This is a genomic window from Chitinophaga varians (genome assembly GCF_012641275.1).
Classification (GTDB): domain Bacteria; phylum Bacteroidota; class Bacteroidia; order Chitinophagales; family Chitinophagaceae; genus Chitinophaga; species Chitinophaga varians_A.
This window is the reverse complement of the sequence record NZ_JABAIA010000001.1, coordinates 1,950,098-1,965,870: the sequence shown is the minus strand read 5'-3', so window position 1 is coordinate 1,965,870 and position 15,773 is coordinate 1,950,098. Positions and strand designations below refer to the sequence as shown.

Sequence of the window (15,773 nt, the reverse complement as noted above, 5' to 3'; positions counted from 1 at the left end):
GGGGCTTTTGTATATAAAACAGGTTAAACGCTGATTAATCCTGGCCTACAGCCTGCATGGCTTTCAGTTCCAGTACTTCCGTGGTCCAGGTACGCAGCTCTTCGCACAGTTGCGGATTGTTGAGCAGGGACTGGCCATAGGAAGGGATCATTTTTTTCAGTTTCAGCTGCCATGCTTCTGTTTCCACGTAGTCTTTAAAACAACGTTTCAGCAGGTTGAGCATAATAGACACTGCGGTGGATGCTCCGGGAGAAGCGCCGAGCAGGGCGGCGATAGAACCGTCGGCCGCGCTGACAACTTCAGTACCGAATTCCAGGATGCCGCCATGTTCAGGATCTTTTTTGATCACCTGTACACGCTGACCGGCAATTTCCAGTTTCCAGTCCTCCATGCGGGCTTCCGGATAGTATTCGCGGAGCGCTTCCAGCCTGTCTTCCGGTTTCTGGCGTACCTGTGCGATGAGGTATTTCGTCAACGGAATATTATCAAGGCCGGCAGATACCATCGGGTGGATATTATCCAGACTGATAGATTTAGGCAAATCCAGGAAGGAGCCGTTTTTCAGGAATTTGGTGGAGAATCCGGCGTAGGGGCCGAACAGCAGGGCTCTTTCACCGTCGATCATGCGGGTATCGAGGTGGGGCACTGACATGGGAGGTGCGCCTACAGAGGCCTTACCATATACTTTCGCCTGATGTTGCGCAATGATGTCGGGGTTGGTGCAACGCAGCCACTGGCCGCTTACCGGGAAACCACCGAAGCCTTTGCCTTCAGGGATATCAGATTTTTCGAGGAGGGGGAGCGAACCACCGCCGGCGCCGATGAAAACGAAGTCGGTTTTAATGGTTTTCTTTTCGCGGGTTTCGCGGTTTTTCACCTTGATCTGCCAGCCGCCGTCATCGGCTCTTTTCATATCACGTACGTCGTGATTAAAATAGATGGTAACGCCATCCTGCTGTTCGAGGTGATTGAACAATGCACGGCTCAGGGCGCCGAAGTTCACGTCTGTGCCCATTTCCATGTGCGTGGCCGCCACTTTCTGGTTCGGGTCGCGACCCTCCATCACCAGCGGCATCCATGCCTGCAGTTGTTCTTTATCTTCGGAGTATTCCATCTTTTTAAAGAGATGGCACTGTTGCAAAGCTTTGTAACGCTTCTTCAGGTAGTCCACGTTCTCTTCTCCCCAAACAAAACTCATGTGGGGGATACTCTGGATAAACGCTTGCGGGTTGGAAATAATGTTGTTTTCTACCAGATAAGCCCAGAACTGCCGGGACACTTCAAACTGCTCGGCAATATTCACGGCTTTTTTAATTTCCACAGAGCCATCCTGCTTCTGCGGCGTGTAGTTCAGCTCACAAAAAGCAGAGTGACCGGTACCTGCATTGTTCCATGCATCGGAACTTTCTGCAGCTGCCATATCCAGTCGCTCATAAATTTCGATGGTCAATTCTGGCTGCAGCTCTTTGAGGAGTGTACCCAGGGTGGCGCTCATGATTCCTGCGCCGATTAAAACCACATCCGGACCTGTTTCAGACGTACGCTTGCTTCTAAACATAACCCCATTTTTATTCGAGGTGCAAAGTTACAATCAAAACATTTAGCGAGGGTAAGAAAATGAAGGATTCAGGGTAATATTAACAATCTGATTACAATTCTTTCTGAATAAATTGAAAGTTGCCCGGTGCTCATGGAAAAAATCTGATTGCAATCGATGGATGTTTTTGAATTAATATATTGATAATCAAATATTTATAATATAATATATGAGGAAATGTTACATATGATTATGGCTTTTGAATGATTGATATTATCTTGTATAAGCCTGATATTTTTTTAACGGACAAGGCTATATCACGCATCATTGTACTTTTCAAGGATTGCGTGGGCTCATAGTGAACATGATTTTTATAATGTCCGGCTGTTATTATTGACATTATTTATACATCGGTCACAGATTTTACCATTCTGTTAATATATAAACTGTAGCCATCGATTCCATCGGGGAAAAACTAATTTTAACACATGATGAACAGACGCGAATTCTTCCGCGGCGTATCGGCCGCTATCGTTATCCAGGCCTGCGGCAAGATCGTTACCGCCGCCACCGGCAAGGACTTTAAAAACAAGACCGTATTTCGTTTCGCCATCGGCTCCGACTGGCATTATGGCGAACCGAAAACGGAATGGGAACAATATTATAAGGACCTCGAGAAAGCGTTCCGTACGTACGAAAAAGATAACCCCTGCGCTTTCTTCGTACTGAACGGCGACGTGGTCCACAACGACCCCTCCTTCATGGTGCCCGCCGCGGCCATGTTTAAACAAATTCACCCTAAAGTGTATGCCACCCGCGGCAACCACGACCAGGTTACCCCGGAAGTATGGCAACAGGCATGGGGCTTCCCGCTCAATCATGACGTGGTATTTGGCGACAATGTGATCCTGCTGGGCGATACGGCGGATATCAAAGGGAATTATCTCAGTCCGGACGTGGCCTGGTTCCGTGAAAAACTGGAACAACATAAGAAAGCCGCCAACATCTTCATCTTCGTGCATATCACCCCGGTGAAATGGACCAAACACGGCATCGATGCGCCGGAATTCCAGGCGCTCATCAAACAATATCCCAATGTACGGGCCGTGTTTAACGGTCACGACCACCAGGAAGACAGTGTGAAAATGCTGGATGAAAAAATTCCCTTCCTGTGGGACGGGCACGTAGGCGGCAGCTGGGGCGTGGAATACCATGGCTTCCGGGTAGTGGAACTCAAACAGGACGGCAGCGTACTGTCATTTGTAATGAACCCTTATCAGAAACAGGGAGAGCAATCTTTTAAACGTACAGCAGTGCGTAAATAAGCCGTATCTTTCCATGCCAAAACGATAGCGAAAGATGACGACACTGGAAACAATAGAACAAGAACATCAATTTGAATACCCTGCGCTGTACAAACAACTGGACAGGGACGGTATGTTGTCCTGGGGCAAACTGGGCCCGGGATGGTATGCCACCGAGTTTCCCCGTGTAAAGGACAATCCGCCTTTTTTACTGTTTGCCAACGATTTTGAAATCATTGAACAGGAAGATATTTCCCGGGAAGTAGCAGAGGGTATGTTGTTTGCCGATAAAACCCACCGGTTTGTGCCATTGGGCTACACCGGCGCCGGTGACTGGTATGCCTTTTATTACAACCTGAAAGATGGTGATGATGTGCCCATCGTGTTAGTCTATCACGATTCCAATGAAGCGGTGATCATGGCTAAAAACCTGCAGGACTTCATTTTTGCGCGTTTGCTGGAAACGTTGACCGAACAAGACCCTGAATATCCGGGGCTGATCACGGAGGGAGACCAGGCCGTTAATGCAGGTAATTACCTGCGTACACATAGCCGTTATCTTTCACCGCGCCAGCAGGAGATTGCAGCCGGCATATATGCAAAAGGGGTGATCACGGAAGATGAGCTGCGTGACATCCTGGAAGCAGAGATCGGTTTTGACTGGCTGGACAGCAGCTTCCCCTATCAGACAAATGATTAAAATAACCAATCGCCGGCTTTGCGAAGGCAGGCCGGCGATCTGACTATTCCTTATAAAAATCTATCAGGGAACCGAAATAGGCTTCCTGCCAGCCGGTAGTAATGTCCTCAAAGGCTTCGTCCGGAATGTTGGTATGCCTTAATTCCACATCGGTGCCTTTTTTGCCCTGGTGCAAAATGATGGTGACAATGGAGGGCGCTTCTTCATCTTCCCCAAAATACCATTGTTGCACAATCTTCTTCCCCGGTTCAAATTCCAGGTTCTTACCCACAATGCTTTCCTCCCAGAGGGCAAATTCAGACCCCGGTTCAGTGGACATTTCCGCTACCTCACCTGTCCATAATTGTATGGTGGCCGGATTGGTCAGCGCGGCATACACTTCTTCCGGTTCTGCCGGAATGCTAAAGTATTTCTTGAAATCTTTCATATCAGTTTTCTGCTTGCCCAAAACTAGACCATTTTTGGATTTTGGCATTTTATTATTTGGCTATTCTGATTTAGGGATTTTTTTGATTTACGGATTTGCAGGTTGGAAGATTGAGCCATCTGGTTACGGGGTGGTTGATCTGATGATTTTGGGAATTCGTCGCATTTTCTCTTTCTCTTTAGCAGAATTTTTGAAGTTTTATTTAAAATTATTGGGTAACTTTTTAGACAAAAGTTTTACGATACGCTGTTATCAAATCCCCGAAATTCGTAGATCAGAAAATCCGTAAATCCAATAATCAAATATCCACATGACAAAAAATCCAAATGAGCCTGTATTTTTTGAGACAGGGGCCGCCTTCCGTAAATGGCTGGATAAAAATCATCATAAGGCAGACGAGTTGCTGGTTGGATATTACAAGACCGGTTCGGGAAAAAAATCGATGTCATGGTCGGAGTCAGTGGACGAAGCGATCTGTTACGGCTGGATAGACGGTGTCCGCAAATCCATCGACGCGGAGAGTTACACCATCCGCTTTACGCCCCGCAAGGCTAAAAGCATCTGGAGCGCCATTAATATCAAGAAGGTGGAGGATCTTACCCGCGAAGGCCGTATGATGCCGGCCGGCCTCGCCGCTTTCAACAAACGGGAACTGAAGCGTTCCGCCATTTATACTTATGAGCTGGAAGAGTCGGAGAAGCTCTCGAAGGAATATGAGCAACAGTTCCGCGCCAACGAAAAAGCCTGGGCCTTCTATCAGAGAATGGCGGCTTCCTATCGTAAGCACACCGCCCACTGGGTGATGACAGGCAAACAAGCCGCCACCCGGGAGAAACGGCTGGCCGAGCTGATACGGGACTGCGCAGAGGGAAAGAAAGTGAAAAAATATAACTATTAAGACTATACGAAACAATGGAAAAGTTAAAAGTAGCAACCGCCCAATTTGAGAACAAAAGTGGAGACAAGGCCTATAACCTCCAACAGATAAACGATATGGCCGCCCAGGCAGCCGCTCAGGGCGCCCAGGCCATTGCCTTTCACGAGTGCTCCGTGACCGGCTACACCTTTGCCCGCCATCTTTCCAAAGAGCAGATGCTGGACCTGGCTGAATTTATTCCGGACGGTCCCAGTATCCAACGGCTTACCGCTATTGCCCGTGAACACAATATCGCTGTTCTGGCGGGCCTCTTTGAAAAAGATGCTGCCGATAAACTGTACAAAGCCTACGTATGTGTCGATAAAAACGGACTGGTGGCCAAATACCGTAAGCTGCATCCATTTATCAATCCTCACCTGACGCCGGGCGATGAATATGTGGTGTTTGACCTGCTGGGCTGGAAATGCGGTATCCTGATCTGCTACGATAACAACGTGATCGAAAATGTAAGGGCCACCGCGTTGCTGGGGGCTGATATCATCTTTATGCCCCACGTGACCATGTGTACCCCTTCTTCCCGCCCTGGCGCCGGATTTGTAGACCCTGCCCTGTGGCTGAACCGCGAAGCCGACCCTACTTCCCTGCGGCTGGAATTTGACAGCCTCAAAGGCCGCGGCTGGCTCATGAAATGGTTGCCCGCCCGTGCGTATGACAACGCCGTATACGTAGTTTTCTCCAACCCTATCGGTATGGACGACGATCAGCTGAAAAACGGCTGCTCCATGATACTGGACCCGTTCGGTGATATCCTGGCCGAATGCCGCAAACTGGGCAACGATTTCGCCATCGCCACCCTGACGCCCGAAAAGCTGCAACAGGCCGGCGGCTACCGCTACCGGAAAGCCCGCCGCCCCGATCTCTACCGCAATGTTATTGGCCAGCAACATACTTCCGAACAGAAGGTGGTATGGCTGGACAATAAATAAGTTTTATTATTTTTAAAACTCCGGGTATAATAAGAGGCAGCCGGGTTTGCCAACGATGCATTCAATTCCACATAATGAAACCGAACTACTGAAACGTTTGGCCAACGGGGACGCGGTAGCTTACCGCGAACTGTTCGTGCGTCATTGGGATGCGGTGTATTCTTCCGCCCTGCTGCTCTCCCGTTCTCCCGATATCGCTGAAGATATTGCCCAGGAGATATTTGTGACCCTCTGGGAAAAACGTGCGCAGCTGGCACAGGTGGAGAAGCTGGACGCCTACTTCTTTATCATGGCCCGTAACCTGCTCTACAGCCGGCTGCGCAAATTAGCCTCCCAGGACGCCTACCGGCAGTACCTGCTGAACTACCAACACGAAACCTCTCACTCCGGCACAGAAGCCCGGGCAGAATTCCGGGAACTGGAAAATGCTATTCACGCCGCCATCCACCGCCTGCCTCCCCAGCAACAGAAAGCTTTTCGCATGAGCCGCTTTGAAGGCATGGGGCACGAAGAGATCGCCCGTGCGATGGGCCTCTCCCGCATCACGATAAAAAGTTATATCGTACAGGCACTGGCCACGCTCCGTAAGCTATTGGAGCATTATCCCGGTTTATTCTTCTTCATAATAGCTACCCTCGCCCGGCACTACTGAAAAATATTTTTCCGGCGGCACCTCCCTCTGTTCCGTTGACGCGTCTTTACCATACAACGTCGCATACCGGCTATGGAACAAACACCTTTATCAACCCTGATAACAAGATATCTTAACGAAGAGCTGAGCGAAGAAGAAACCGCACAGCTCTGGGAAACCCTGCGGGAAGGCCATGGGGAGGAGGCCTGGAAAGAAGCCCTGCTGGCCCTGTTGCAGGATAAGGACAAACACGGTCATGCCGATACGGAACGGATGGAACAAATCTATGACTCCATCCGCCCGGCAGATACGCCGGTTGTACCTGTGCGCCGCCGCTGGATATACCCCGCTGCGGCAGCCGTGATACTGGCCGTCCTCGTAGCATCGGCCGCCCTGTGGCGGTCGCGCGGGCCACAACCGCAGCTGGCAGGCCATCCTGCGGCAGCAGTGCACGAGGTGACACCGGGAAGCAATAAAGCCATGCTTACGCTCGCAGACGGCAGCACTATCACGCTCGACAGCGCCGGAAACGGCGCCCTGGCGCAACAAGGCAATGTGCAGGTAGTGCAGGTCAATAATGGCCAGCTGGCCTATCAGGCCAGCGGCAGTCACGCTGCCGGAGCGGTACAATACAATACCCTGGCCATTCCCCGCGGCGGACAGTTCCGCGTGACGCTGCCGGACGGTACCAACGTCTGGATCAACGCGGCTTCCAGCCTGCGTTATCCAACAGCCTTCACCAGCACAGACCGCACAGTGGAGCTTACTGGGGAAGCCTACTTTGAAGTGGCGAAAATGCCGGAAAAACCTTTCCACGTGAAAGTCCGCAATATGGACGTACAGGTGCTGGGAACACACTTTAACGTGATGGCCTATACGGAAGAAACTTCTATGCAGACCACCCTGCTGGAAGGCGCCGTGAAAGTACATACCGCCGGCGCGCAGACAGCCCTGCGGCCCGGTCAGCAGCTACGCATGGAACAGACAGGCCGGCTCTCCGTTGTCGATAATGTAAACACTGATGAAATCATCGCCTGGAAAAACGGCTACTTTCAGTTCAACCACGAAAAACTGCCGGGCGTCATGCGGCAGATAGCCCGCTGGTACGATGTGGACATTGCCTATGAAGGCAATATCCCCGACCGGGAATTCGGTGGTAAAATATCCCGCAACAGCAGCATAGAAGAAGTCCTGAGAATACTCGAGCTAAGCAAGGTCCATTTCAGAATAGAAAAAAAGAAGATCATCGTAATACCATGAAAACAACCGTTATGAAAAAAGATTAATTAACACAGCAGGGGCCCAAAAAAAACCGGAAGTGTTCCAGCACTCCCGGCAGTCGTTTGGGTAACCCATGAAAATCGTTCCACGACTCTCGCCTCCTGGTTTTAAACCGGGACAGGGCTTTTATTACCCAAACAATTCAAAAGTATGCAATTTAGTTCTATTTGCAGGCGACCGGCTTATCAACCACGGTGTATCGCCAAAATGCTTCTGGCCATGAAATTATCAGCCATCATCGTACTGTGTGCCTGTTTACAGGTCAGCGCAAAGGGATATTCCCAAAGCGTTTCCCTGTCCGAAAAAAATGTGCCGCTCGAAAAAGTTTTCCGCGCTATCGAAAAACAAACGGGCTACGTCTTTTTCTTCGATCACCGCCTGCTCGATAACACGCGGCGTGTAACCGTGGAAGTGACAGCTGTGCCGCTGGAAAAAGCGCTGGAGCTATGCCTCCGCCAGCAGTCCCTTTCCTGGAGCATCGTAGGCCGGAATATAGTGATAGAACCGTCGGAGAACGGGAAAAACGCGCCGCCGGCGACACCACCGCAAGAACAGCCGGTCACCGGCCGTGTGACCGCCGCCACAGGGGAGCCGCTGCCAGGCGCCACAGTAGTGGTCAAAGGCAGCAAGACCGGCACCCAGACGGACGCCGATGGGTTTTTTAAACTGACAGCTCCCCGTACAGCCGTTCTCGTTATCTCTTATATCGGCTATACGCCGCAGGAAGTTGCCGCCGCCGGTAAACAGCCGCTGCAGGTACGCCTGGAAGCGGAGGTGAACAAAGCCAACGAAGTAGTAGTGATCGGCTATGGCACCGCCAAAAAAAGTGATCTTACCGGCTCCGTATCACAGATCAAATCCGCAGACATCACCGCACAGCCCAATACCAATATTATGCAGGCATTGACCGGCCGCGCCCCGGGCGTACGCGTGATGCAGAACAACGGCGCCCCGGGAGGCGCTATCAGCGTACGTATCCGCGGTATCAATTCCATCATGGGCGGCAACGACCCGCTATATGTCATCGACGGGTTTCCCTACAACGGCAACCCCACCTTTTTGCAACCTGCCGATATCGCTTCCATGGAAATTCTCAAAGACGCTTCTTCTACGGCCATCTACGGCTCCCGCGGCGCAAACGGCATCGTGATCATCACCACCAAAGCAGGCAGGAAAAAAGAAGCCACCAACGTGGAAGTGAACGCAGGATATACCATTCAGTCCGTTTCAAAAAAGATGAAACTGATGAATGCACAACAATATGCTACCCTGTATAACGAACAGGCAGCCAACGATGGACAGGCAGCCTACTTCACCAAAGCACAGATAGATTCGTTCGGGCTGAACCCCGGCACCGACTGGCAGTCCCTCGTGATGCACAAAGCACCTATCTATAATACCAGCGCCACCGTCAGCGGCGGAACGGACAGGACACGCTTTTCCCTTTCCGGCGGCATGTTCCTGCAGGATGGTATTGTACGCAACAGTAACTACAAACGCTACTCTGTCCGCGGCAGCGTAGAACATGATATCAGTAAAATATTCAGCGTGTCCTATAATGCCACGCTAACGCGCATGGACACACGCAGCCAGAATTCCAGCCTTGGTAACCGCGGCAGTGACCTGATCTCCGCCATGCTGATGGCGCCACCCACGCTCACGCCCTATCTGCCTGATGGCAGCTACCGCCGCCTTACTACCGCCTATCCTTTTATCTCCAATGCCATCATCAACCCGATGGTGCCCATCAATGAGATAGCAGACCGCCTGAAAGGCGACCGCGTGTTTTCCAATGCCGCCCTTACCATCAAGCCATGGAAAGACTTGTCCCTCCGCATTTCCGGCGGTATAGACAACCTGAACGACAGGGCGGACTACTATGCCGATATTGAGCCCTCCACCAATTCCGTGGGTTCCGCAACAGTGAGGACCACGCAGTCCACCAGCCTGCTTAATGAAAACGTGTTGCACTACAACAAAAAGCTGGGCATCCATGGGATCAATGTGACTGCCGGTTTTACCTACCAGGATTATGTGCGCACCACCCTTGACGGCTCCGGGATCGGGTTCCTCAGTGACGTCACCAAAACCGGTTCGCTCGGAAGTGCCGGCACGCCCGGTATTCCGGCCAGCAGCTATGAAAAATGGGTATTGCTTTCTTACCTCGCCAGGGTGAACTATACTTTACTGGACAGGTATCTTTTTACCATAAGTGTGCGCCGGGATGGATCTTCCCGTTATTCCCCGGGCAATAAATGGAGCAACTTTCCTTCCGCCGCCATTGCATGGAGAGCCAGTGACGAACCTTTCCTGAAAGGGTCAAAAGTGGTATCTGACCTGAAAGTACGGGCCAGTTACGGCGCTACCGGCAGCACCGCGGTAAGCCCCTATCAGACGATGAACCAGTTACGGCCTGGTAACACTATCTTCGGCGATGCGCTGTACACCGCCTTTGCCCCCGGTACGGTGCTGCCTGGTAACCTTAAATGGGAAACTACCTACCAGGCAGATTTTGGTATAGATGCCGCTCTCTTTGATGACAGGGTGCGTGTTACGGCAGATTTCTATGATAAACGCACCAGGAACCTGCTGAATACCGTACAGCTGCCCGCTTCCATGGGATACCGCACTACGCTGCAAAACGTGGGGGAAATGGAAAACAAAGGCATGGAGTTCTCCGTGGACGTGGACGTGATGAAACAAGCCGTCACCTGGAACGTAAATGCCAACATATCCTTTAACCGCAACAAAATCGTGAAGCTGTACAATGGACAGGATATCTTCGGAAATACACTGTATACCGGTTCGCTGAACGATTACGTGAACCTGCTGCGCGAAGGGCAACCGTTTGGCATCTTTTACGGCTACGTGGAAACCGGTTACACCGCACAGGGAAATTTGCAGTATGCCGATCTCAATAAAGATGGAAAAATCAGCGCAGATGATAAAACCTACATCGGCAATCCCAATCCTGATTTTACTTACGGCATCAACTCCGTGACCAGCTACAAAGGATTGGAATTGTCCATCTTTATACAAGGCTCCAAAGGCAATGATATTTTTAACCTCAACAAAGCCGCCGCGCTGGACCTGGGGATGGGCCTGAACCTCCCTGCGGAAGTGGCTTACGACCACTGGACGCCTGAAAACACACAGGCGAAATATCCCAAGATCACCCGCACGCTGGCCGGTAATATGTCTACCCGTTTTGTGGAAGACGGTTCCTATCTGCGGTTTAAAAATATACAACTGGCCTATAACATCCCCCTGGAAAAAATGCACGTGAAATGGTTTAAAAAAGCACAGGTATATGTAAGCGGACAAAACCTGATCACGATCACCCGTTACTCGTGGTATGATCCGGAGGTGAATGCGTTTGGATCCCTGCTGGCGCCCGGTGCCATGAGTTCCGTTAACCAGGGAATTGATTACGCTACCTATCCTACCAACAAATCAGTAACGTTCGGTATCAGATGTGGTTTTTGATTTTCCAACATTCAAACTTTTTTATGAAATATAGTATCCTCGCCATATTGTCTGTATTGCTGTTTGCTTCCTGCGAAAAACTGCTGGAGGAAAAACCGCAGTCCATCGCAGCGGAACAGTTCTATAATAATACCGCCGAAGTGCAGGCGGGGCTGAATGCCATTTACACGCCCATCCGTGCAGGAGGCATCATGGGGGCGCTGTACCAGATACAGCAGGAGATTTACACGGAGTATATGTATGGCCGTGGCAGCCACGCTCCGCTGAATGATTATGCCGGGCTGGACAACACCAACATCACCCGCGTGGCCGATATGTGGGCTGCTTTTTATGAAGCCATCCGCAATGCCAATATTGTAATTCAGAAGGTACCGGCCGGTAAAAATATCGGAGATGCCGATAAAAGTAAATTCCTGGGAGAAGCCCGTTTTATGCGGGCCTTGCTATATTTTCACCTGGTGCGCAACTGGGCGGGCGTGCCCATTCGCAAGGAAAACAATATGGACTCCCTGAATGTGCCGAGGAGCAGCAAAGAAGCGGTATATCAGCTGATACTTGAAGACCTTTTGTTTGCCGAAGCCAACCTGCCGGACGCCGCGCGGCTGGTGGGCGCTCCATCCAAATGGGCCGCCAGGACGGTACTGGCGGATGTGTACATGAACCTGAACGACTATCAGAAGGCACGTGACAAGGCACTGGAGGTGATACAGTCCGGTAAGTTTTCACTGGTGAACGTGACCGTATCGGCCGACTTTGATAAGCTGTTTGGCCCGGATATCATCACCACGCCGGAAGAAATTTTTTACCTGAAATTCTCCCGCCAGCCTAACGGCCAGGGTTTCCAGTATCCGATGTACACACATTATCCGGGGGCGGGCTATTATCCTCCCGGCGGATATTATACTTTGTACAGTGATGCGGTAAATAATACTTTTGTGCGGAACTGGGACAAGAACGATCTGCGGTATGATTATAACTGGTATGTACAAACGTTTGGCCTTGGACCCAGTACTATTCTTAACAAGAAATTCAGCGACCGTACCACCACCACCGCAGCGGGAAATGATTATCCGATGTACCGTTATGCCGATTTGTTGTTATTTTACGCAGAATGCGACAGCCGTGTAAATAACGGTCCCACTACAGACGCATTGGAGAAACTGAATATGATACACCGCCGGGCCTACGGCAGGAACCCGCTGGTGGCAGACGCCTCGGTCGATTTCAAAATGACGGATTACGGCAGTTTACAGGCTTTTGTTGACCAGGTAGTGAAAGAGCGCGCCTATGAAGACTGCAGCGAAGGCAAGCACTGGCTGGACCTGAAGCGGCTGGGCATCGCCAAAGAGGTGATCAAAGCCATGAAGGGCATTACCATGGCCGATAAACATTTGCTGTGGCCTGTTCCTACGATAGAATACAACTATAATAAAGCAATTGATCCAATAAAAGACCAAAATCCCGGGTATTAAAATAACAACTATGATCAGACAAATTAAATTGTGGCTGCTGGCCATCTGTTGCCTGTTGACCATACCGGCTGCCTTACAGGCCGGGGCTCCTAAGGAAGTGGACATTTGTATATATGGCGGCACTTCCGCCGGTATTATGGCGGCTTATACCGCCAAAAAGCTGCACAAATCCGTATTGCTGATAGAGCCGGGCAAACACCTCGGCGGACTGACCACCGGCGGTCTTGGTTATACGGATATCGGCAACAAATACGCGATCACCGGACTGGCCCGCGATTTTTACCGTCGTATCGGCACACACTACGGAAAATTTGAGCAGTGGATTTTTGAGCCGCACGTAGCTTCACAGACATTTGACGGGTATATACAAAACGCAAAGCTGGAAATCTGGTCCGATCACCGGCTCACCAGTGTGCGCAAGGAAAACGGCTATATCCGTGAAATCACTGTGGAAGGCGCTTCCCCGGTGGTGGTAAGGGCCCGTATGTTCATCGATTGTTCTTACGAAGGGGACCTGATGGCCAAAGCTGGCGTTTCGTATACCGTTGGCCGTGAGGCCAACAGCCAGTATAATGAGACTTACAACGGGGTGCAGCTCCGCGAAAAGCACCAGTTCCCCGACGGGATAGATCCTTACAAGATACCGGGCAAACCGGAAAGCGGATTGTTATGGGGGATCAGTCCTGCCCCGCTGGCCGCACAAGGGGCAGGCGACAAGTGCGTGCAGGCGTACAATTTCCGTATCTGCCTGACGGACCGTCCGGACAATATGATTCCGATCACGCAGCCGGAAGGATATGATCCTTCCCGTTATGAGCTGCTGTTGCGCGTACTGGAAAAAGCGCCGGCAAAAAACCTGTGGGGTTTTCTGAAGTTTGACCTGATGCCTAACGGTAAGACAGACATCAACAACAACGGTGCGTTTTCCACGGATATGATCGGGATGAATTTCGATTATCCTGAGGCGGATGCTGCCAAACGGAAGGAGATCATCCGGGAGCATGAGCAGTACAACAAAGGACTGTTGTATTTCATTGGCCATGATCCGCGGATGCCGGAGCATTTGCGCAGGGAGATGTTGAAATGGGGATATCCTAAGGATGAATATGTCAGCAACGGGCATTGGTCGCCGCAGCTGTATGTGCGTGAGGTGCGCCGTATGGTGGGTGAATATGTAATGACGCAGGCCAACTGCCAGGGACGTGCCACCGTGACGGATGGCGTAGGCATGGCGGCCTATACGATGGATTCACATAACTGTCAGCGGCTGGTGGTGAATGGCATGGTGAAGAACGAGGGAGATGTGCAGATTGGTGGTTTTGGCCCGTATCCTATTTCTTACCGGGCGCTGGTGCCTAAAACCGGTGAATGTGCCAATCTGCTGGTGCCGGTATGTTTATCCGCCACTCATATCGCCTACGGTTCCATCCGGATGGAGCCGGTATTTATGGTACTGGCGCAATCCGCCGCTACCGCCGCGGCAGTGGCTATCGACAGCAAGGTGCCAGTGCAGCAGGTGGCCGTGAAGAAAGTGCAGCAAATGCTGGCGGCTAATCCGCTGGCCGATAACAGCACGCCGGAAATACTGGTGGACAACGACGATGCCGCCCATGTAACGCTGAAGGGCGACTGGAAAAAAGACTGGAAGGGCGCCTATGGCCCGTCGTTGTACCTGGATGACAGCCATGGGAGTGTGCCGAAATCTGCACGTTTCACCCCCGAAATACAGCAGGAAGCCGAATACCAGGTTTACAGCTATCTGCCTAAGCTGGCCAACCAGGCTACTGTTACCCATGTGCGGGTTTTTGACGGAAAACAGGTAAATCCGGTGAAGATAGAGACCCATGCCATTAAGGTGGAGGGGCAGACTTCCGGTGAATGGGTGCTGCTGGGAAGTTACCGTTTGCCGAAGGGGAAGAAAGCGTATGTGGAGATCAGTAATGAGCAGGCGGATGGCCCGGTGGTGGCGGATGCGCTGTTGTTTATCGCCCGTTGATCATTTGGTTGTTTTTTATTTTGTTATTGCGTTTTAGGGAGATGACCGTCTGGCTTTGCCAGGCGGTCTTTTTTTTGATAGGGTGGTTGGTATCGGGGGCATTTCCCCAAAAAAATATTTTTTTGAAAAATATTACGCGGTAGATCTGCGTTTTATGCAGAAATCTGCAAGAATCTGCATTTTTATATTTGTTTGAATGCGTTTTTTTGCCGAATTTAAAGCAGAATAAACTTCCGATGCTAAAAAAGGAACGCCAGGCATATATCTTACATCAGGTCAACCTACATAACAAGGTATTGTCGTCACATCTGAGCGAACAGATGGGGGTATCGGAGGATACGATCCGCCGGGACCTTGCGGAGCTGGCCAAAGAAGGGAAAATGCTGAAGGTGCATGGTGGCGCGTTGTCCAACTCGTTTCACCAGGGGGCGGTAGCACAAGACGTATATGCCATAGAAGAGAAGCGCATTATTGCCACGAAGGCGGTGGAGCTGATACGCGACGGTATGTTTGTGCTGACCACAGGGGGCACCACTATCCTGCAGCTGGCACGGATATTACCGCCCGAACTGAGGGCTACTTTCGTGACGGTAAGTTTACCGGCAGCTTTTGAATATGCCAATCATCCGAACATAGAAGTGATTGTCATCGGTGACAAGTTATCCAAGAACTCGAAAATAACGGTAGGCGGCGAGGCGATCGCCAAAATCAGGGATATCCGGGCGGACCTGTGTTTTATCGGGGTGAACGCCATTGATGTACAGGCGGGCCTTACCGACAATGACTGGGAGGTGGTGCAGGTAAAGAAGACGATGGTCAGCACTGCCAAAAAAGTAGTGGCCATGTGTATCTCCGAAAAGGTGAACACTGCCGAGCATTTGAAAGTATGTAATGTGGAAGATATCGATATATTGATTACCGAGTTGCAGCCAAAATCGAAGAAGTTGCAACCATACAGTAGTAAAGGAATTAAGATTTTATAACAATCATTTTTATTATTTAACACGTTTATCAACAAATAGCCCTCCCGGGCTGTTTTACAGGACAACCAACGTTTGAAGAGGCGTTGTGAAAAA

The 15,773-nt window shown here is 50.8% G+C and carries 13 protein-coding genes; 11 read left to right on the top strand and 2 right to left on the bottom strand.

What is annotated here, in order from left to right; all coding sequences use genetic code 11:
- Positions 1-34: 34 nt before the first annotated feature.
- Positions 35-1,558, bottom strand: a complete 1,524-nt coding sequence (locus HGH92_RS07940; RefSeq protein WP_168870185.1) for a malate:quinone oxidoreductase — start codon at positions 1,556-1,558, stop codon at positions 35-37.
- Positions 1,559-2,025: 467 nt separating this feature from the next.
- Here HGH92_RS07940 and HGH92_RS07935 point away from each other — a divergent pair, with 467 nt between their 5' ends.
- Together HGH92_RS07935 and HGH92_RS07930 are read left to right on the top strand one after the other, a co-directional pair.
- A complete protein-coding gene (locus HGH92_RS07935; RefSeq protein ID WP_168870184.1) occupies positions 2,026-2,862 on the top strand; it encodes a metallophosphoesterase family protein in 837 nt (278 codons plus the stop codon).
- 34 nt (positions 2,863-2,896) lie between these two features.
- Complete coding sequence (locus HGH92_RS07930) at positions 2,897-3,541, top strand: SMI1/KNR4 family protein (RefSeq protein WP_168870183.1); 645 nt, start codon at positions 2,897-2,899, stop codon at positions 3,539-3,541.
- A 43-nt stretch (positions 3,542-3,584) separates the two neighbouring features.
- Here HGH92_RS07930 and HGH92_RS07925 read toward each other — a convergent pair whose 3' ends face one another.
- Complete coding sequence (locus HGH92_RS07925; protein ID WP_168870182.1) at positions 3,585-3,968, bottom strand: SRPBCC domain-containing protein; 384 nt, start codon at positions 3,966-3,968, stop codon at positions 3,585-3,587.
- Positions 3,969-4,002: 34 nt separating this feature from the next.
- Between HGH92_RS07925 and HGH92_RS07920 the strand changes: the two genes are divergently transcribed.
- The 9 genes from HGH92_RS07920 (at position 4,003) to HGH92_RS07880 (ending at position 15,680) form a co-directional block, all read left to right on the top strand.
- Entirely contained in the window at positions 4,003-4,257 is a 255-nt protein-coding gene (locus tag HGH92_RS07920) for a hypothetical protein (protein WP_168870181.1), read from the top strand.
- Between the two features lie 21 nt (positions 4,258-4,278).
- Complete coding sequence (locus HGH92_RS07915; protein ID WP_168870180.1) at positions 4,279-4,866, top strand: YdeI/OmpD-associated family protein; 588 nt, start codon at positions 4,279-4,281, stop codon at positions 4,864-4,866.
- Positions 4,867-4,880: 14 nt separating this feature from the next.
- Positions 4,881-5,831: a nitrilase family protein gene (locus tag HGH92_RS07910; protein ID WP_168870179.1), complete on the top strand. Its 951-nt coding sequence runs from the start codon at positions 4,881-4,883 to the stop codon at positions 5,829-5,831.
- Between the two features lie 55 nt (positions 5,832-5,886).
- Positions 5,887-6,483 carry an RNA polymerase sigma factor gene (locus tag HGH92_RS07905; RefSeq protein ID WP_168870178.1) on the top strand — a complete coding sequence of 199 codons (597 nt, stop codon included), beginning with the start codon at positions 5,887-5,889 and terminating at the stop codon, positions 6,481-6,483.
- A 72-nt stretch (positions 6,484-6,555) separates the two neighbouring features.
- A complete protein-coding gene (locus tag HGH92_RS07900) occupies positions 6,556-7,722 on the top strand; it encodes a FecR family protein (protein ID WP_168870177.1) in 1,167 nt (388 codons plus the stop codon).
- A gap of 240 nt (positions 7,723-7,962) precedes the next feature.
- Positions 7,963-11,229 carry a TonB-dependent receptor gene (locus tag HGH92_RS07895; protein WP_168870176.1) on the top strand — a complete coding sequence of 1,089 codons (3,267 nt, stop codon included), beginning with the start codon at positions 7,963-7,965 and terminating at the stop codon, positions 11,227-11,229.
- Positions 11,230-11,252: 23 nt separating this feature from the next.
- Positions 11,253-12,701 (top strand): RagB/SusD family nutrient uptake outer membrane protein, encoded by a 1,449-nt coding sequence (locus tag HGH92_RS07890; RefSeq protein ID WP_168870175.1) that lies wholly within the window; start codon positions 11,253-11,255, stop codon positions 12,699-12,701.
- Positions 12,702-12,711: 10 nt separating this feature from the next.
- The gene (locus tag HGH92_RS07885) at positions 12,712-14,697 is read left to right on the top strand and encodes an FAD-dependent oxidoreductase (RefSeq protein WP_168870174.1); all 1,986 of its coding nucleotides are present in this window, start codon (positions 12,712-12,714) and stop codon (positions 14,695-14,697) included.
- A gap of 236 nt (positions 14,698-14,933) precedes the next feature.
- The gene (locus HGH92_RS07880) at positions 14,934-15,680 is read left to right on the top strand and encodes a DeoR/GlpR family DNA-binding transcription regulator (RefSeq protein WP_168870173.1); all 747 of its coding nucleotides are present in this window, start codon (positions 14,934-14,936) and stop codon (positions 15,678-15,680) included.
- Positions 15,681-15,773: the final 93 nt, after the last annotated feature.